The following is an 18576-nucleotide window of genomic DNA, read 5'->3' as shown; positions in this document are numbered from 1 at the left end:
ATCACCTTACTTTTCTATTGCTTCATTATGGAGTTCTAACAGAACGTGTTGTAGTTCTTTCATATCTTCTTCCGTACCTAAAGATACTCTAATTGTATTCGGCATCCCAAGTAATTCACCAGGCCTTACAATAAAGCCACGCTCTAATAAATACTGAAATACATCGAGACCGCTAATCGGAGTTTCAACGAGGATAAAGTTTGTTTCTGAATGAAAGTATTTCCATCCAATGTTCTTGAGAAATTTCTCAAAAGTAGCTTTCACAGCTTTATTTTTTTCATAAGTATCCTTAATAAATGTTTGATCAGTTAGTGCAACGAGTGCAGCCTGTTGTGCAATGGAGGTTGTGTTAAAAGGTCCTCTAACAACATTCACCTTCTCGATAATTGTGCGATTTGCTATTCCGTAGCCGATTCGAAGTCCAGCTAAGCCATAGGCTTTCGAAAATGTACGCATGACAATCAAATTGTTGTGGTTTTCTAGGAAGGAAAGCACATCAATATTTGCTTTTGGATCAACATATTCAAAATAAGCCTCATCAAAGGCTACAAGCACATGCTTCGGACAGCGGTTTATGAAAGCTTCAAAGGATTCTTTTGGAATGACAGTACCGATAGGATTGTTCGGTGAACATAGCCAAACGATTCTTGTTTTCTCATCAATAGCATCAAGCATTTTATCCAAGTCATGGTAGCCATCAGCAGTTACTTCGATTTCTTTGACCTCTGCACCTTCAATTAGAGAATAATGCTTATATTGACCAAAGGTTGGTGCTGGAGTAACGACATTCGATCCTGGAACAAGGTATGTACGACAAAGCATTTGAATAATTTCTTCTGTTCCACTTCCGAATACCAATCGCGACTCTTCAACTTCTAGTTTTTGTGCTAATACTGTACGTAATTCAGCCGTATAGCCATCCGGATAAATATTAAAGTCAGGCAACGCTTGTAATAGCGTTTTTTTAACTTGGTCGGAATAACCATATGGGTTTTCATTCGATGCAAGTTTTACAATTCGGTTCAACCCGAATTCTTCTTGGATTTCCTTTGTTTGCTTCCCTTGCTTATATGGAATTAGCTTGCTTAAGATAGACTTTGCTTCCATCACTTACTCCCTCCATTTACAAGGTCTGGACGTAATTTTACAGCATCATGGTGAAAAACATGCTCCATTTGATCTTGTTCTTTTTTCGTATTCACGACCATCATCACCCGAATACATTTCGGCAAGCTGTTCGGTACATCGATTTCCGCCATACACATAACAGGAACATATGTCCAACCCGGAACCTTTCTTAATGCTTTAGCAGGAAATCCTGCATTTAAATCTTTCGTCACCGATATGAAAACATGAGATATATCAGCAGGATGCACGTTATTTTTCGCTACCATTTCCTCAATTAATAATCTTGTGTTTTCAATCATTTGATTTTCTTCATTTTCTAAAACAGTTGTTGCTCCTCTTAATCCCCTTGTCATTTTGCCATCAACCTACTCTCAAATGATGTTAAATAATGTTCAATCTCGGTATCATCTAATTCTTTTGCAACTGGTTTAGCTACATCCTCTAACAGCACCATTTGTATTCTGCTTTTTAATGTCTTTTTATCAGTTTTCATTTTATTTATTAATGCTGAAATGTCTAAATTAGTTCCGATAATAGGGTATTGATTTGTTCTAAACCATTCTAAAAGCTCTTCAAATGGTAACTCTACAGAAAATAAATCTTCGCTCACATGAATGGAAAACAATAGACCAATAGCGACTGCTTCTCCGTGGGTTAATGTACCATATCCGAGCTCTGCTTCTAAAGCGTGGCCCAATGTATGGCCGAGGTTTAAATACTTACGTACACCTAATTCTCGTTCATCTGCTTCAACAATTGCAGCTTTAATTTTAATGCCTTGCTGTAAATGCTCTTGTAACTCGCGATTCGATACATTGTAAATATCTACTGTTAACAATGTATTGAAAAAATTCTCATTAGCAATTAGCGCTTCCTTGATAAGTTCAGCATAGCCTGAGCGAACTTCTCGTTCACTTAATGAATGTAGGGTGTCTACATCATAAATAACTGCTTCTGGTGGATAAAAGTTACCGATCAGATTTTTTCCAAGTTCATGATTAATTGCTACTTTTCCACCTACACTACTGTCATGCGCAAGAATCGTTGTCGGCATTTGAATATAGTCAATCCCACGCATATAAGTAGCCGCAACAAAACCAGCAAGGTCTCCAACTACACCTCCACCAAGGGCAATGATTAACGATTGGCGATCCAAACCAAACTCAATCGCTTCGGTTTGTAATTGATAGTAAGATTGGAGATTCTTTGACTTTTCACCAGCTGGAACAATAGACTGGAAAACCCGGTCCGTTGGCAGGTTTTCCAGAATATCATTTAAATAAAGTGCTGCAACATGTTCATCTGTCACAATCAAAACGGAAGAATACTCTTTATTCAGAAATTGCTTTATTTGTAAGCGCAATGATTCTCCGATTGAAATCTTATAGGAGTTCGTACTCGATTTAATTAAAATATCCTCCATTAGAAACACCTGATTTCTTCACGGTAGTCGTCAATTGCTTTCTTCAGCCTTGAGAATTCATCACTTGGAAATTGCTCTGTAATAGCTTTCGCTAGTTCGAATGCAACAACATGCTCCATTACAACGGAAGCTGCAGGGACCGCACATGCATCCGACCGTTCGACTGTGGCTTTGAATGGCTCCTTTGTTTCAATGTCAACACTTTGTAAAGGCCGCTTCATCAATGTCGGAATCGGCTTCATGACGCCTTTAACAACAATCGGCATTCCAGTTGTCATGCCTCCTTCAAATCCACCAAGTCGATTTGATGTACGATAGTAGCCTTTATCTTGATCCCAGGCAATTTCATCATGGACTTCACTACCGAACAATTCAGCCGCTTTAAATCCAATTCCAAATTCGACTCCTTTAAATGCATTGATACTCATAACGCTTCCTGCGATTCTACTATCAAGCTTACGATCGTAATGAACATAGGATCCTATACCAGCAGGCATTCCTTCTACGTAAACTTCACAGACCCCACCAATGGAATCTCCCTCTTTTTTCGTTTTATCAATCTTATCCATCATTTCTTGTTCCACATTTTTATCCAAAACCATAACTGGTGATTCTTGAGATATCTTTATACGTTCTTCAATTGTAAGTGAGTCATTTTCTTCTGCACGGATTCCTGCGATTTCTTTTACATATCCGCACACCTCAATCCCGAGCTGTTTTAACAATGTTTTGGCAACAGCTCCTGCAGCTACACGTGCAGCAGTCTCACGTGCCGAGGATCTTTCCAAGACATTTCTCATATCGCGATGACCGTATTTCAGTGCACCATTTAAGTCGGCATGTCCTGGTCTCGGCTTCGTAACAACTCGTCTAAGTTTTGTATCCTCTTCAATAGGGTCTTCCCCCATAATATCTGTCCAATGTTTAAAATCATCATTATGTATAACGAGCGAAACGGGTGAACCTAACGTATATCCGTGACGAATTCCACTTGTTACTTCGACAAGATCCTTCTCGATTTGCATTCGTTTTCCTCTTCCATGTCCACCTTGGCGACGTAATAAGGACTCGTTAATGTCTTCTTTCAATAATGGCATTTGTGCAGGAAGTCCCTCTATAATTGCTGTAAGCTGTTTCCCATGAGATTCCCCTGATGTTAAGTAGCGCAATGAACATTCTCCTTTACAGTGATTTACTTAAAAAGTTATTCAATAAGTCCGATAACCAGCTATCGAATTTAGTTGATTATAAACTTAATATTGATAAATCCAAAGTTTTTCTAACTACTATACCATAACTCTATTTATTTATGTTGCATTTTTTAGAAAAAAATAATTTTGCAGGTGATGTTGTCCAATTAATGCATCATTAAAGTGACGTTTTGATTGGTAACTCATTTGTTTTTTTGATAAAAAAATGTTTCCGCAAGATTTAAGTCATATGTAGCAGGATTAAAAATCTGTTCTGTACTACCAACAAATAATACACCATCTGTTTTTAATGCGTTGCTGAAATTTTTATAAATACTTTCTTTTGCAGTATCCGTAAAATAAATTAAAACATTTCTACATACAAGAAGATCAATATTTGTAGGGTATCGATCAGCTAGTAAATTATGCTTTTTGAATGTAATCATTTGTTTTAGGGAATCATCAATTTTATAAAGACTACCAGTCATTTCAAAATATTTTTTCTTAAAACCAATTGGTAATTCTTTTAAGGCTTGTTCCATATAAATTCCTTGCTTTGCTTTTGCCAGCACATTTGTATCAATGTCTGTTGCCAATATTTGAACAGGAACAGTCGGAAAGTGTTCTTTCATTAAAATAGCCAAGCTATATGGCTCTTCACCTGTTGAGCAAGCAGCACTCCAAATGGATAATCGATTCCTGTTCTTTAGCAGCGTTGGCAAGATTGTATCCTTTAAAACTTCCCACCTTTTTGCATTGCGGTAAAATTCAGACACGTTAATTGTTAATCGATCTGTAAATTCATTTAACATATCCTTGTCTTTGTTGAATGCTTCAAAATAGGCGACATAGCTAGAAAAATCTCTCTTATTCCTTAGCGTTGTAATTCGTCTTTTCATTTGTGTTTCTTTATATAACTGCAAATCTATTCCTAGCTTTGTCTTTACTTTCTGAACGAACTCAATATAATCATCTTTCATCTTTCTTTGCCTCTCTCATCCATAATTGTAAAAAACCTCCGTTAGTTAAAACGGAGGTTTATTCTAAATTAATAGATCCATGCACTATCTTGTTTAGTATAGGAAACGATTTCACTTTCATCAAAGAATAGTGAAATTTCTCTTTCAGCACTTTCTGGTGAGTCAGATCCATGGATGATATTCTTTCCGACAGTGACACCAAAATCTCCGCGGATCGTACTAGGTGCTGCATCTAGCGGGTTTGTTTTACCCATCATCTGACGTGCAGTAGCGATAACGCTTTCACCTTCCCAAACCATTGCAAACACAGGTCCTGAAGTAATAAAATCAACGAGCTCGCCAAAGAATGGTCTCTCTTTATGCTCGCCATAATGCTTTTCTGCAAGCTCATTCGAAACTACCATTAGCTTCGCACCTGCAAGTTTGAAGCCTTTTGACTCAAACCGCTTTACAATTTCTCCAATCAAATTACGTTGTACTCCATCTGGTTTAACCATTAAAAACGTCTTTTCCATTATTCCACCTCATTTTATGTATAAAAACAGTAACCTCTAAAATTTTAACAAATTTTTGTGGAAATAACAATATACATGTGTTCAAAAGGAACGGAAAAGCAAGCCAACGAGCTTCTGCAGGACGTGTCGAACGTCGAGAAGTCCCCTGTTCTAGATGTGCCATTTTCACCGGACTTTTTGAACAGACCTCCATATACATTATGAACGCCTTTTTCCAATGTATTTTGCAATGTCTTGTAACGTTTGTTTTGCCCTTGAAGCTGGTAACGAATCCAATGACTTCAAGGCCTTATCGAGATAAAGATCGCTCATTTCGTAAGCCTGTCTAATTGCTTTCGTCTTTTTTAATTCAGAAATAATTTGTCGCATATCCTGTTCGCCAACGGCATTAGGGTTTTTAAAGGTTATTTTCAACAATTCATTGAAGCTTTGATCCTTCATCGCATATAAAACAGGTAATGTTATATTCCCTTGAAGCAGATCATTTCCTGCTGGCTTTCCAAGCTCTTTTGCAGATGAAGTAAAATCAAGGATATCATCGATAATTTGATAAGACATACCAATATAATATCCGTATCGATACAGTTTTCCTGCATCCCGTTCAGATAAACCGCTTGCGATTGCTCCAAGCTTACAGCTCGTTGCAATCAACAATGCAGTTTTACGTTTAATCCTTCTTAAATAATCACGAAGTGTTTGATTCCACTTAAATTTATCTTTAATCTGCTCTATTTCTCCAATACTAACTTCAACAAGTGTTTTAGAAAGCAGTTGGTGAACTTGAGCGTCTTTAATAGACGTTACAACCTCTAACGCCCTAGCTAATATGTAATCCCCTGTATACATAGCAACACGATTGCCATATACAGATTTAATGGTCGGTTTGCCCCTACGAAGCTCAGCTTCATCAATTACATCATCATGGACAAGCGTTGCCATATGAATTAATTCAAGGGAAACCGCAATCTTTTGAATACGTTCTATGTCATAATTTCCAATTTGTCCCGCAAGCAATACAAATACTGGACGGATTCTCTTTCCTCCAGCATCCAAAAGAGCAACAGAAGCATTGCGCAGAACAGGGTGTTCTGCTTGTATACTTTGATGCAGTGCGGATTCAATTAGGTCTAAATCTTTTTTTAAAAAACTATACATTTTTGGAAGTCTCATATTATGTCACCTTATTTATAACCTTGAAAAATAAATAGTATATTTGCGGGTTTAATTTGTATTTTTTGATTAACTTAGTTACCGGTATAGCCACGTCCACGAAATGATAAAGCCGTAGCAAGACTTCTCACACCCTCTTGACAATCTAAATTAACATCGACTCTAGGTAAAGGATGGCCGACTAAAATCAAGCCAAAGCCTATCTTGGCAAACCCCTTACAGAGGCTTGTTTCCTTTAGCTTCTCCTAAGGTATGATCGACAAGTTGAACTATCCCACATTTGTGAGACACAGTCCATACGTCGCTTACCGGGCGTCCTGCGCTTTTTGTTCTACCATTATTACTTAAAGCCCATATGCATTGCCGCAACCCCGCCTGTATAGCTTTTCATCTCAACATGAGAGAAACCAGCATCCAAAAACATCTGCTTTAATTCCGTTTTTCCAGGGAAATCTTTCGCAGATTCTTGAAGCCAGGAGTATTCTTTATAGCTTTTCGCAAATAGCTTGCCGAATAAAGGCATAATAAAACGGAAGTACAAGTAATAACCCTGCCTGAACCCAATTAGCGTAGGTTGTGATGTTTCTAAACATACAACCTTTCCACCAGGCTTTACGACTCTGTACATTTCTTTTAAAACCGTCATATAATCTGGGACATTTCTTAACCCGAATCCAATTGTAACATTGTCAAAAGTATTATCTTCGAATGGAAGTTCCATTGCATTTCCGTGTATAAGTTCCAATTGTTCCAGTTTTAATTCCTGTTGCTTCTTTTTAGCGATAGAGAGCATATTCTTGCTAAAATCAAGACCAATTACGTTGCCTTCTTTTCCGACAGCTTCAGCAAGCGAGATGGACCAATCTCCAGTTCCACAGCATACATCTAATGCTTTAGACCCCTTCTTAACCTGCATCCGCTTCATGACATCCTTACGCCATGCAACATGTCGCTGAAAAGAAATAATCGAATTCATCGAGTCATACTTTGAATATATTTTTTCAAAAACGTGATGAACACGTTCTTCTTTACTTTGTTCGTGCATTAGTCAACCTTCTTCCACAATCGAGGATTGATAAAAACTCGTATTATCCAGCCTATTTCTGAACATTTTTTGAAAGGATACATATTTATCCGGTAGCCGAGATAGAGCCCTATCAACTTTATCAATTTGTTGATCGATTAACGAATCGATTGTATGTAAACTCGTTGTATATGTAGTTTCGATGTTCATTTTCTTCCACTGTACGAGTATTGGTAATTTATTGTCAACGGTAGCATCTATCTTTTCATCAACTAATCTTTCTGTTAACAGCCAATCAGCGATTACTTGATTGAATAGGTCACCGTGAAGGTATTGTGCTACTTTTACAAGCAGAATAGAATCAATTTGTTTCGTAACATCAATAAACGCTTCAAATGATTCAATCTCTTTGTAGTAAAGTTTCATTTTGTATTCGTTAATATGCTTAATCGCAATTGCTAGTGTATGTATAAGTTCAACATCTTCTATTTCAGACAAAAGGTAATAATATAAACCACTGTAATAATCTCCTGCTAATACATTAAGCTGCTTGCTAAGTTTCTCTTTTTTACTTTCATTCTCCTCGTTACCGATGGGCACTAAATCATGTGTGTCTAGAGCCATCTGCACCATCATCGTTGTTATAACATAACGTTCCTTTTGAATGGCGCTTAAAGAGTCACAACTAAATACTAATTCAGCTAAGATTTGCAGTTTTCCTTCATGAATTACGGGCTTTTGTATATGTCTTTCCAGGTATTCATTACGGATTTTATCTTCAAGAAGATCTCTTATATGTTGAATTTCTGTAATTGAAGTGTTCAAAGATATCACCTGAGCCCTTTCATCCTTCGAGTGCTTTCGTTATTATAGCACATATTATTGGTTATAAAAACGAAAGAATACGGATGAAGGTTAAAAAGTGATGCGATTTACTTAAATCTTATCGATTATCTAGTTCACCGTGACTCGTTTGGATAATTGCCTTACCTCTAACTTTTACAGCTGAAGTGTGCTCGGTAAACTGTGCAATCATAACTTCACCTTCATCCAATTTTTCAGTGTGATGAAATTTCGTATCATTGCCCCGAGTTAAGCCGATTACGTTTACTCCGTCTTCTAAAGCCTTAATAACAAAAAAATCAGATTTAATCGAAGAATTATTCATACGTCATATCTGCCCCTTTTATATTTACTATGTCCTATTATATTATGAAAGTCAATTGATTTCAGCTCTTTGAAATAATAGAAAAAGGGTACGTATGATTACGCACCCTTTCCACGCCCTATGTAGCTTATTTTACGCTGTCCTTAAGGGCTTTTCCTGGTTTGAAAGCAGGAACTTTACTTGCTGGAATTTCAATCTCTTCACCAGTTTGCGGATTACGTCCTTTACGTGCTGAACGCTCGCGTACTTCAAAGTTACCAAATCCGATTAACTGTACTTTTTCACCATTTTTAAGTGAATCCATGACAGATTCGAAAACTGCGTCTACAGCTTTTGTAGCATCCTTTTTAGAAAGCTCACTTTTTTCAGCAACTGCATTCACTAAGTCTGTTTTGTTCATGACATTCACCTCCTCCCAAAATGTATACTTCGACATAGGAACAAAAATTAATTCACTTCTATGAATACATTCTGTTCACATGTTTGTCTCTTTATACGCAAATGTCATTCAGTTCATTTGATGACAAGGCTTATATTAACTGAGTTTGCGATAAAATTCAACAATAAGTAACGATTTTATTGATATTTATTTGCAAAAAAGCCAAAAATGCCCTCTGAACGACGAAAAACCACCCATTATTTGGTAAAAGCGTAAAAACCATGTGTATCATGGGTTACAAGTGGTTTTACTATACATATACGACACGGACTGTAAATTTCCTTCCGTTCATAAAAAATTTTTAGTGAATATAGTCTCTGTAAAAGAAAAAAATCATCTTTAAAAACCTAAAACTTGTTATTTTCTATGATAAAAATGATTATTCAACGAAACTAATCTGAAATCTCCATTTTCACTGCGTGAGATTGACAATATAAATATTATCATTGAAGAAAACTGCGAACTAACTGCTTTGGTAGGAGCAACTATCGCCGTCCGGGACCGCTTCGGGCGGATGCTTTCCGCGGGCACGGCCCTTCGCTCACCCGTACTGGTTAGAGCACATTTATGTTTCGATAAACGATGTTAGTAAAAAGCCAATGAGCCAGTATGAGCGTAGTGTGTTTCCATAGCGAGTTCACGCACAATCCATCATTTCACATTAGTTCGAAGTTTATATTCATAATGTAAAAATAATAGTTCTTACCATACGAAGAAGTACTCGACGTTTCGCTTATGCACCTAAATAGATTTAGCTTTTTTATTCATATGCGGTTATAAAAAAACAAAAAAGCAGCTTATAATCAGCTGCTATAAAATAATTGCTATTAGTCCTCCGGATCCTTCATTGATGATTCTTTCTAGTGTATCCTTCAACTTATACCTAGCATTTTCAGGCATTAGTGATATTTTAGCTTGAATTCCTTCGCGTACAATGGAGCTGAGCGACCTGCCGAAAATATCAGATTCCCAAATGGATAAAGGGTCCTCTTCAAAGTCCTGCATTAAGTAACGAACAAGCTCTTCACTCTGTTTTTCAGTTCCAATGATTGGAGCGAATTCAGATTCTACTTCAACTCGAATCATATGGATAGATGGTGCAACTGCCTTTAAACGAACACCAAATCTAGACCCTTGGCGAATGATTTCGGGCTCATCCAGTATCATGTCTTCCAAGGTTGGTGCTGCAATACCATACCCAGTTTGCTTCACCATTTGTAATGCTCCAGAAATATGATCATACTCCCTTTTTGCATGTGAAAAGTCTTGCATTAATTCTAAGAGATGATCTTTACCACGTATTTCTTCTCCTACAATTTCCTTTAATATCTGGTCGTATAACTGATCTGGTGCATGAAGGTCAATTTCAGCTACCCCTTCGCCCATTTCCATTCCCGCAAGGTTTGCTTTGTCGATATATTCATATTCAGAGAAATTACCGACAATATGATCAACGTCCCGTAGTCTCCTAATATCCTTTACCGTTGTTTGAATCGCTTCTTGGTAATTCTCCCTTAACCAATGGTTTTCTTTTAAAACCATCACCCAACTAGGAAGATTTACATTTACTTCTAGAACCGGGAATTCATACAGTGCTTCACGCAGTACGTTGTAAACGTCATGTTCTGTCATCGATTCAATACTCATGGAAAGGACTGGTATATCATATTTTTCTGCTAACTCTTGACGAAGCAATTCAGTTTCCTGACTAGACGGCCGAACGGAATTGACTACCATAATAAACGGTTTTCCAACTTCTTTTAATTCCTCAACAACTCTTGACTCTGCATCTTCATACTCATTGCGTGGTATTTCTCCAATAGTTCCATCCGTGGTCACAACCACTCCAATTGTTGAATGCTCTTGAATTACTTTTCTTGTACCGATTTCTGCTGCATCATGAAACGGAATCGGGTCCTCATACCAGGGTGTGTTAATCATTCTTGGCCCATTTTCATCTTCGAACCCTTTCGCTCCTTCAACTGCATAACCGACACAATCTACAAGGCGGACATTTACGTCCAGCCCCTCATCCACGGTTAGTTGAACAGCTTGATTTGGGATAAACTTAGGCTCTGTAGTCATGATAGTACGCCCAGCTGCACTCTGGGGTAATTCATCATGTGCCCTAGCTCGTTCACTCTCATCCTCAATATTTGGTAGTACAACTAGCTCCATGAACTTTTTAATAAATGTCGATTTTCCTGTACGGACTGCACCAACGATTCCTAGATAAATATCTCCATTTGTCCGTTTGGAAATATCTTTAAAAATATCGATTTTTTCCAAAAGATCCCCTCCCGATCTCCGTACTTTAATATGGACCACCCGTAATATATTGACATTATGAGTCTATGATGTTGTCCTATTAAAATATGACTTGTTTCATTCTATTTCATAAATTTATTCACCTTAAAGCTATTTATTCAGGCAAACCAAATGCTACAAAATAAAATTCCCTTGCAACAATATATGTCGCAAGGGAATTTATATGTTATATTTAGCAAAACTTTAATCGTTATTTCAAAATTGTTCTCATCCTGTATTTACTGCTCTTCCAATAAGAAAACCGGCTCACCATCTTTAATGGTGTACGGTAAAGAATATGCAGGTACAAAAGGTGTATAATCGGCTAAAATAGAACGGATATCGTCGCCTTCTTCATATTCATGATCATATTCATTGAGAGCGTTATTTAAATCGATACTGTAATCAACATAAAGATTACCATCCACATCCATAATAATCGGTAGATTTTCCTGAGAATACGGACTGACTACAGTTGGCGCATTGTTCAATCCTAATTTTTCATAATCAATCGAATAAAGACCGTTTACAATCTTCTCTCCATATGCTGGGTAAATGTGTTGACTGCGAAAAATATCTAATTGGACATTCACACTACGAACCGCTTCGGTTATACGTAAGTCAATTAATTTAACTCTTGGATTATCTTCTGGTGTAATTAATGTATACTGATAAATGCCTCCTTGTTCATAGGAATTCCCAGGCGCTTCAGATAAATTGCCATTTTCCCTTAACAAACTGAAATCAACTAAGTACTTTTCAAAGATTGGCGTGTCGCTCGACTTTGTTCGAATAGGAACTAATCCTTGTTTCTCCTCTCGATAGTCGTTCACAGCGTTTTGGACGGTGTTTAACTGGTCTTCATATGGAATTTGGTTTTGCTCTCTTTCACTTTGTGGATACAGACAGCCACTTAACAGCACTGTAAATAACAGCATCCCGGTAATTTTATAATATGTATGCTTCACTGCAATAGCCTCCTTATCAGCTACCGTGTCGGACCACTTAGTACGACATAGAGAATGATTAAACCACCTGAAATTAATGAAAGGTACGCTATAAAGGATACAACCCCAGCTAACCATCCCTTTAATTTATTTCTACTAAGTACAATTAAGCCAATAGCTACTATTAATAAAAACATTCCAACAAAAGAAATATACATCATAAGCATCGATAATGACATTCTTGTTCACCCCTAAACTCTCTATTTTCCTTTGCACAACGTATTATAACATATGCGTCACGCCTACACGTATCTAAAAGGTATTTTTAGAACAGCGTCTTTTAACAAACAAATACCCGAAATGAAGGGGGCTTCTCCATCCCGGGTTGACTAAATAACATCCTCAGCAACTCTATCCATGAATGCTTGTGCGATTTATCTTATGCAAGGATATAGTATATCGTATCCGCAGGTTACCTATGATTCGTTATTTTTTAAATAAATGGTTTAACGATTGCATGTCCCCTGGCATTTTATTATTAACAATTGCTTGAACAATTTTATCTTCTTTTTCTTTTGTTAAAGGTCTATCTGCCATTTTAGCTAAATGCCTCACTAAATTACGAACCGTTTTTTCATCCGAAAAATTTGCGTTCTTTACAGAATCGGCCACCTTCATAACATCTTCTGGGTTAATATTGGCATTCTTCTGTAACTTGTCAAACATTCCCTTTTGAAAATTATTCACTTATTCTCCTCCTTGCTATAATCATTCAACATAGTATATGCAAGGAGGTTGATAACGTGTTATTGCGTATAGCGTTCGTTTAATAAGATTGAAATATCATCCATCTCGTCTCGTGTATCCCTACTCATGAGTTCATCAACAACTGCTTTAGGTGTTTTATCTTCAAATAATATCTGATAAATTCCCGAAGTAATTGGCATCTCTACTTGTTGCTCTTTTGCAAATTGATATGCTGCTTTTACGGTTCTTACACCTTCAACAACCATTCCCATCTGCTCAAGAACGTCATCAAGCTTATTGCCCTTTCCTAATAAATTTCCAGCACGCCAATTTCGGCTGTGGACACTTGTGCACGTTACAATTAGATCACCAACACCTGGTAACCCCAAAAAGCTAAGTGGATTTGCACCAAGCGATGTTCCTAACCGAGCAATTTCAGCAAGACCTCTTGTCATTAATGCAGCTTTGGCGTTATCACCATAGCCAAGCCCATCCGAAATACCCGCTCCTAAAGCGATTATATTCTTTAAAGCCCCACCTAGTTCAATACCAAGTATATCTGAGCTCGTATAAACTCGAAATGTATCACTATTAAAAAGGTCTTGTGCAATCTTTGCATTATCCATGTTAACAGCAGATACTGTAACAGTTGTAGGGTGCCTTAATGCAACCTCTTCTGCATGACTCGGTCCTGATAGAACAACGACTTCCTCATAATCATAGGCAGTCAATTCCTCACTTATCATTTCAGAGACCCTTTTTAACGTTACTGGTTCAATTCCTTTAGATGCGTGAATAATTGTGGGCTTTTCTGTTAAAATGTTATTTAAATTCTGGGACACTTCACGAATCGCTTTTGTAGGTACAACAACAACAATAGCGGCAACCCCAGTAACGGCTTCTTTTAAATCGTGAAAAGCTGTTATTTGCTCAGGTAAAATGCCCTGTAAATATTTTTCGTTTTTATGGGTACGATTAATGGTTTCTGCCTGTTCCTTACGATGTGACCATAGGCGGACATCATGCCCATTATCTGCTAGTACGATACTTAATGCAGTACCCCAGCTTCCTGCTCCTAAAACTGCAACATTTGCCATAAGTCTGGTCTCCTTTTTCTAGCTCCAGCGCCCAGCGACTAGCGAGACTTCCTTCACCTCCGTACGATAAAGAAGACTTGCCGACTGGCTGTGCCAGAGGCTTAGTCGCACTTATACCCTTGTGGTGAAAGTCAACATCGGCTCCCTACGGTCGCCGTGTTTCCTTTATCTCCTACGTAGGAATTTTCGACCCGTCGAACCACCCCAAAGTTCGGGGCGCAGTCCGTACGTCGCTAACCTGGCGCTTCCGCTTTTGTTCACTATTGTCGTCTTCTTGCAAATAGTTTAATTGGTGTACCAGTAAACCCAAATGCGTCCCGGATCTTATTTTCTAGAAAACGTTCATAAGAAAAATGCATTAATTCAGGATCATTTACAAAAACGACAAAGCTTGGCGGTTTGACAGCTACCTGAGTCGCGTAGAGAACCTTTAAGCGTCTACCTTTCACTGTCGGAGTTGGATTCATAGCGAGTGCATCCATAATAACATCATTGAGTACATTTGTTGGTATGCGTTTTGCATGGCTTTCACTTGCAATTTTAATGGCTGGGATTAGCGTATGCAGCCTTTTCTTCGTCTTTGCAGACAAGAATACAATCGGCGCATAATCTAGGTATTGGAAATGCGCGCGTACATTTGCTTCAAATTCTTTCATTGCCTTTTCATCTGAATCGACAGTATCCCATTTATTGACAACAATAACGATTCCTCGACCAGCATCGTGGGCATACCCAGCAATACGCTTATCTTGTTCTCTAATGCCTGTCTCTGCATCAATCAATATAAGGACGACATCTGATCGTTCGATTGCTTTTAATGCTCGCAAAACACTGTATTTTTCTGTTGTTTCGTATACTTTTCCTCGTTTACGCATTCCGGCAGTATCAATAATAACGAAATCCTGATCATCTTTATGAAGATGCGTATCAATGGCATCTCTAGTCGTTCCTTCGATTTCACTTACAATAACTCGATCCTCATTCAAAAGCGCGTTTACCAATGAAGATTTACCAACATTCGGTCTACCGATTAAACTGAAATAAATGGTATCTTCATTCGTATCATCTTCTGATACTTCCGGGAAATGACTGACAACCTCGTCGAGTAAATCACCTAGACCAAGTCCATGTGAACCAGATACTGGAAACGGTTCTCCGAATCCGAGTGAATAGTATTCATAGATCGTATCACGCATCTCCGGGTTATCGATTTTATTAACAGCTAATACAATTGGTTTATTCGATTTGAATAATAATTTTGCAACTTCTTCATCTGCACCGGTTATACCTTCTTTACCATTGATAAGAAAGATAATAACATCAGCTTCATAAATAGCAACTTCAGCTTGTTGACGCATTTGAACAAGTAATGGTTCGTCACCGATTTCAATTCCACCAGTGTCAATCAAATTAAATTCTTGATTCAGCCATTCAGCAGAAGCGTATATCCGATCACGGGTTACACCCGGTATATCTTCAACGATTGATATTCTTTCGCCAACCAGTCTATTAAAGATGGTTGATTTTCCCACATTGGGTCTTCCAACAATTGCAACTACAGATTTCCTCATAAAAAGGAACATCCTCTCTCTTTATGTCTATTTACCTTTATACATTCTAGCAAAAGAAGGAAATATTAACAATAAGTATTAATGTTTCACAATAATAAAGAGCTCTTCACTTAACGCATGGGCAATCCCATCCATGATTGCTTCAAGATTGGCAGCGATTAGTTCTAGCTCTTGTTTTGTCTCACATAAAAAAATAGGGGCACCACCAGCTATTTTTTCCTTGTTGGTTGTAATCACAGCTAAAATAGCTTTTTCAATATTCATTTCTTATGCGCTCCTTTTTTATAAGCGTTTGTTTCTGATGGCATTCGAACTGCATTTTCTAATACTGGAACTGAACCAATGACTTTTTTAGCTACGGCGACATCTCGAATTTGCGGGAGAATAAAAACCCCTAAACGGCCGTCGTCTAAGTCACGTTTAATTAATGGTGTAAGCGCGGGCGTCCCAGAATCTCGAAAAACACCTAATGCAACAGATACATCGTGAATAATTGCCTGGCGTTGTCCAAGATTGCCAATTGTAGAAATCGCATTCATATTCTTTGGAGTTACGATAAACCCCATGCCATATTTCATAATTTCCTTCTTCCGCTCAGCAAGACCAATGTTCATAATATAAATGTTATCTACATATAGCCCTGCCCCGTCAAAAGAAATATCTGCTTGATCAATTTTCACAATATCTTCAAGTACTGAACCACTCATTAATATATGCCCCAATACAAAACAGACAATAGCAACGATAATGGCAATAAATACATTCCATAGAATATAGCTTAGACTTGTTAGAAACCCTGTAAACATAACTAGATAATTTCTGCTTTCAAAAGAGATTGCAATTCCTTCAATATATGTTTTCCCTCTCGTGACAAGTTCAAAGCTATCCATTTCTGTCAGTGTATTTCTTTCCATATTGCGTACATCTCTAAATTGCGTTGCGGCAACCGTTAACAGCGTTACAGCAGTGAATTCTTTTTCCAATAGTGCAGGTACGGCCAACGCACCCAGTGATGCGGCAATAAATCCTAATGACAGATGAATGATTTTACCATGTAAATAGGTAGGATATTGCCTGTAGTCCGTTCGTAATAGAAGGATTCTCGATATTGTTCCAGCTACAACCCCGAATAGAATTGGATATATATATTCACTCATTTTCTCACCTCTAGATGTTCAGTAATCAAGCTTATTTGTAGTATGTCTAAAAATGAATGAAATAGTAGTGTTTGTTAAAAGTTGAGTATGTAACAGCTGTAAGAGGAAAAAGTGGAATGTGATTAGGAGCGTATTATACTTTCATAATTGAAAAATGACCCCTGTTTCATATCCAGAGGTCATTTTCACTAAGCAGAATAGCTTTTTAACATTTGGTGAGAACACCTGCATGTCATATTACTTTTTATATTTATCCAATTGATCACCGATAAAGTCACCAAGTTGGAAACCAGTTTGTTCGTCATCTTTCTCGTATTTCTGGTACTCTTTTTGTTCCTGTTCCTGCTCTAACTCTTTAATACTTAAAGATATACGCTCTTCAGCCTCATTCACATCGAGCACTTTTACTTTTACTTGTTGTCCAACCTCTAGTACTTCTTGTGGTGTACCAATATGGCGGTTGGCAATTTGAGAAATGTGAACTAACCCTTCTACACCAGGTAGAATTTCGACAAAAGCACCAAAGTTTACGAGACGCTTAACGGTTCCTTCAACTGTTGACCCAGAAGAAACACGGCTTTCAATGTCTGACCATGGTCCAGGAAGTGTGTTTTTATGTGATAGCGAAATTCGTTCATTATCACGATCAACGGATAAAATTTCTACTTGAATTTTATCCCCTTCTGAAACCACATCTGAAGCTTTAGCAACATGCTCATGTGCTAATTGTGAAATGTGAACTAATCCATCAACACCACCAATGTCAACAAAAGCACCGAAGCTAGTAATCCGCTGTACAGTTCCTTCTAAAACTTGACCTTCCTCAAGGGATTGCAGTAATTCATTCTTTTTCGCATTTGCTTCCGCTTCCACTACTGCACGGTGAGAAAGGATAATACGATTTTGTTCTCGATCTAAATCAGCTATTTTGACAGTTAAAGGCTTGTCCTTGTAATCAGAGAAGTCTTCTACAAAATGGGTCTCTACTAATGAAGCTGGAATAAACCCACGAAGACCAACATCAACAACTAGTCCGCCTTTTACAACTTCTTTAACAACTGTTTCAAATATTTCATCATTCTTGTATTTCTGTTCTAAATCTTCCCAAGCAGCTTCAGCATCTACTGCTTTCTTTGATAAAATAACTTCATCGTCTTCTAATTTCTTTACTTTTAATGTTACCGTATCGCCTTCTTTTAGAACATCAGCTGTACTTTCAACATGTAGGCTTGAAAGTTCACCGATCGGTAAAATTCCTTCCGTTTTATAGCCAATATCTACAAGAACTTGTTTCTCTTCTAATTTAATTACAGTTCCTGTCACCGTATCTCCTACATTTAATTGCTGTAAATCTTTGCTTTCTTCACTCATATCCATAGCCCTCCTAGACAGTCCAATATTCCAATCAATTGAAAATAGTAAAAATGATTAAAACTATTCTTTCTATAACTTCTAATAATTACAATTATTTGTCAAGTAAAGTTTACTCATTTTGATATTTTTCTTCTTCTGGGATAACTTCATGCATGACGGAATCCTTTTTGCAATACATTTCTACCTGCCAGACCCATTTTTCCCGGAAAAGCATTGATTCATAATGATAATTCCCCTAAAAAGCGATTATCAAACAGTTCACCTTTTCCCTGAAATAGATATCTCATGACGCTGTGATATCAACAACCAGTGGATTCAAGTTAGAAATGTGGTTGGAAC

General features: G+C 37.5%; 20 protein-coding genes. All 20 read right to left on the bottom strand.

All coding sequences use genetic code 11. The features are described from left to right. Positions 1–6 precede the first annotated feature (6 nt). The 20 genes from hisC to rpsA all read right to left on the bottom strand — a co-directional run bounded on the left by hisC (position 7) and on the right by rpsA (position 18234). A complete protein-coding gene (hisC, locus tag F1560_RS20585) occupies positions 7–1107 on the bottom strand; it encodes a histidinol-phosphate transaminase (protein WP_149476490.1) in 1101 nt (366 codons plus the stop codon). Beyond that, on the bottom strand, positions 1107–1481 hold the full coding sequence (gene aroH / locus F1560_RS20580; protein ID WP_149476489.1) for a chorismate mutase: 375 nt from the start codon (positions 1479–1481) through the stop codon (positions 1107–1109). Before aroH ends, hisC begins: the two co-directional genes overlap by 1 nt. Further along, the gene (gene aroB / locus F1560_RS20575; RefSeq protein ID WP_149476488.1) at positions 1478–2551 is read right to left on the bottom strand and encodes a 3-dehydroquinate synthase; all 1074 of its coding nucleotides are present in this window, start codon (positions 2549–2551) and stop codon (positions 1478–1480) included. The genes aroH and aroB overlap by 4 nt, the downstream gene beginning before the upstream one ends. Beyond that, entirely contained in the window at positions 2551–3720 is a 1170-nt protein-coding gene (gene aroC, locus F1560_RS20570) for a chorismate synthase (RefSeq protein WP_149476487.1), read from the bottom strand. Before aroC ends, aroB begins: the two co-directional genes overlap by 1 nt. 224 nt (positions 3721–3944) lie before the next feature. Further along, complete coding sequence (locus F1560_RS20565; RefSeq protein ID WP_149476486.1) at positions 3945–4721, bottom strand: CheR family methyltransferase; 777 nt, start codon at positions 4719–4721, stop codon at positions 3945–3947. 68 nt (positions 4722–4789) lie between these two features. Further along, positions 4790–5236, bottom strand: a complete 447-nt coding sequence (gene ndk, locus F1560_RS20560) for a nucleoside-diphosphate kinase (protein WP_149476485.1) — start codon at positions 5234–5236, stop codon at positions 4790–4792. A gap of 198 nt (positions 5237–5434) precedes the next feature. Continuing rightward, positions 5435–6406 (bottom strand): heptaprenyl diphosphate synthase component II, encoded by a 972-nt coding sequence (gene hepT / locus F1560_RS20555; RefSeq protein WP_149476484.1) that lies wholly within the window; start codon positions 6404–6406, stop codon positions 5435–5437. A gap of 340 nt (positions 6407–6746) precedes the next feature. Further along, positions 6747–7451, bottom strand: coding sequence for a demethylmenaquinone methyltransferase (gene menG / locus F1560_RS20550; protein WP_149476483.1), 705 nt, complete (start codon positions 7449–7451; stop codon positions 6747–6749). A 3-nt stretch (positions 7452–7454) separates the two neighbouring features. Then, positions 7455–8255, bottom strand: a complete 801-nt coding sequence (locus F1560_RS20545) for a heptaprenyl diphosphate synthase component 1 (RefSeq protein ID WP_149476482.1) — start codon at positions 8253–8255, stop codon at positions 7455–7457. A 118-nt stretch (positions 8256–8373) separates the two neighbouring features. Next, positions 8374–8598, bottom strand: a complete 225-nt coding sequence (mtrB, locus tag F1560_RS20540; protein ID WP_095308967.1) for a trp RNA-binding attenuation protein MtrB — start codon at positions 8596–8598, stop codon at positions 8374–8376. 127 nt (positions 8599–8725) lie between these two features. Further along, entirely contained in the window at positions 8726–8998 is a 273-nt protein-coding gene (locus tag F1560_RS20535) for an HU family DNA-binding protein (RefSeq protein ID WP_010650679.1), read from the bottom strand. A gap of 849 nt (positions 8999–9847) precedes the next feature. Continuing rightward, positions 9848–11326, bottom strand: a complete 1479-nt coding sequence (gene spoIVA / locus F1560_RS20530; protein ID WP_149476481.1) for a stage IV sporulation protein A — start codon at positions 11324–11326, stop codon at positions 9848–9850. Positions 11327–11583: 257 nt separating this feature from the next. After that, positions 11584–12312 (bottom strand): hypothetical protein, encoded by a 729-nt coding sequence (locus F1560_RS20525; protein ID WP_149476480.1) that lies wholly within the window; start codon positions 12310–12312, stop codon positions 11584–11586. Between the two features lie 20 nt (positions 12313–12332). Further along, positions 12333–12530 (bottom strand): DUF2768 domain-containing protein, encoded by a 198-nt coding sequence (locus F1560_RS20520; RefSeq protein WP_149476479.1) that lies wholly within the window; start codon positions 12528–12530, stop codon positions 12333–12335. Positions 12531–12777: 247 nt separating this feature from the next. After that, entirely contained in the window at positions 12778–13038 is a 261-nt protein-coding gene (locus F1560_RS20515) for a stage VI sporulation protein F (RefSeq protein WP_149476478.1), read from the bottom strand. 59 nt (positions 13039–13097) lie between these two features. After that, positions 13098–14135, bottom strand: coding sequence for an NAD(P)H-dependent glycerol-3-phosphate dehydrogenase (locus F1560_RS20510; protein ID WP_149476477.1), 1038 nt, complete (start codon positions 14133–14135; stop codon positions 13098–13100). A gap of 260 nt (positions 14136–14395) precedes the next feature. Next, a complete protein-coding gene (der, locus tag F1560_RS20505; RefSeq protein ID WP_149476476.1) occupies positions 14396–15706 on the bottom strand; it encodes a ribosome biogenesis GTPase Der in 1311 nt (436 codons plus the stop codon). Positions 15707–15784: 78 nt separating this feature from the next. Beyond that, the gene (locus F1560_RS20500; RefSeq protein WP_149476475.1) at positions 15785–15970 is read right to left on the bottom strand and encodes a capping complex subunit for YIEGIA; all 186 of its coding nucleotides are present in this window, start codon (positions 15968–15970) and stop codon (positions 15785–15787) included. After that, on the bottom strand, positions 15967–16863 hold the full coding sequence (locus F1560_RS20495) for a YIEGIA family protein (protein WP_149476474.1): 897 nt from the start codon (positions 16861–16863) through the stop codon (positions 15967–15969). Before F1560_RS20495 ends, F1560_RS20500 begins: the two co-directional genes overlap by 4 nt. A 237-nt stretch (positions 16864–17100) precedes the next feature. Beyond that, positions 17101–18234, bottom strand: coding sequence for a 30S ribosomal protein S1 (gene rpsA, locus F1560_RS20490; RefSeq protein ID WP_149476473.1), 1134 nt, complete (start codon positions 18232–18234; stop codon positions 17101–17103). Positions 18235–18576 lie beyond the last annotated feature (342 nt).

Origin of the sequence: Oceanobacillus polygoni (genome assembly GCF_008304605.1) — a bacterium.
Classification (GTDB): domain Bacteria; phylum Bacillota; class Bacilli; order Bacillales; family Amphibacillaceae; genus Oceanobacillus; species Oceanobacillus polygoni.
The sequence above is the reverse complement of the archived record's forward strand: the minus strand, read 5'-3'. Positions and strand labels throughout refer to the sequence as shown.

Excerpts from the sequence above, each read along its gene's own strand:
- hisC (WP_149476490.1), bottom strand. The coding sequence starts at position 1,107 with ATGGAAGCAAAGTCTATCTTAAGCAAGCTAATTCCATATAAGCAAGGG.
- aroH (WP_149476489.1), bottom strand. The coding sequence starts at position 1,481 with ATGACAAGGGGATTAAGAGGAGCAACAACTGTTTTAGAAAATGAAGAA.
- aroB (WP_149476488.1), bottom strand. The coding sequence starts at position 2,551 with ATGGAGGATATTTTAATTAAATCGAGTACGAACTCCTATAAGATTTCA.
- F1560_RS20565 (WP_149476486.1), bottom strand. The coding sequence starts at position 4,721 with ATGAAAGATGATTATATTGAGTTCGTTCAGAAAGTAAAGACAAAGCTA.
- ndk (WP_149476485.1), bottom strand. The coding sequence starts at position 5,236 with ATGGAAAAGACGTTTTTAATGGTTAAACCAGATGGAGTACAACGTAAT.
- hepT (WP_149476484.1), bottom strand. The coding sequence starts at position 6,406 with ATGAGACTTCCAAAAATGTATAGTTTTTTAAAAAAAGATTTAGACCTA.
- menG (WP_149476483.1), bottom strand. The coding sequence starts at position 7,451 with ATGCACGAACAAAGTAAAGAAGAACGTGTTCATCACGTTTTTGAAAAA.
- mtrB (WP_095308967.1), bottom strand. The coding sequence starts at position 8,598 with ATGAATAATTCTTCGATTAAATCTGATTTTTTTGTTATTAAGGCTTTA.
- F1560_RS20535 (WP_010650679.1), bottom strand. The coding sequence starts at position 8,998 with ATGAACAAAACAGACTTAGTGAATGCAGTTGCTGAAAAAAGTGAGCTT.
- F1560_RS20520 (WP_149476479.1), bottom strand. The coding sequence starts at position 12,530 with ATGTCATTATCGATGCTTATGATGTATATTTCTTTTGTTGGAATGTTT.
- F1560_RS20510 (WP_149476477.1), bottom strand. The coding sequence starts at position 14,135 with ATGGCAAATGTTGCAGTTTTAGGAGCAGGAAGCTGGGGTACTGCATTA.
- der (WP_149476476.1), bottom strand. The coding sequence starts at position 15,706 with ATGAGGAAATCTGTAGTTGCAATTGTTGGAAGACCCAATGTGGGAAAA.
- F1560_RS20500 (WP_149476475.1), bottom strand. The coding sequence starts at position 15,970 with ATGAATATTGAAAAAGCTATTTTAGCTGTGATTACAACCAACAAGGAA.
- F1560_RS20495 (WP_149476474.1), bottom strand. The coding sequence starts at position 16,863 with ATGAGTGAATATATATATCCAATTCTATTCGGGGTTGTAGCTGGAACA.
- rpsA (WP_149476473.1), bottom strand. The coding sequence starts at position 18,234 with ATGAGTGAAGAAAGCAAAGATTTACAGCAATTAAATGTAGGAGATACG.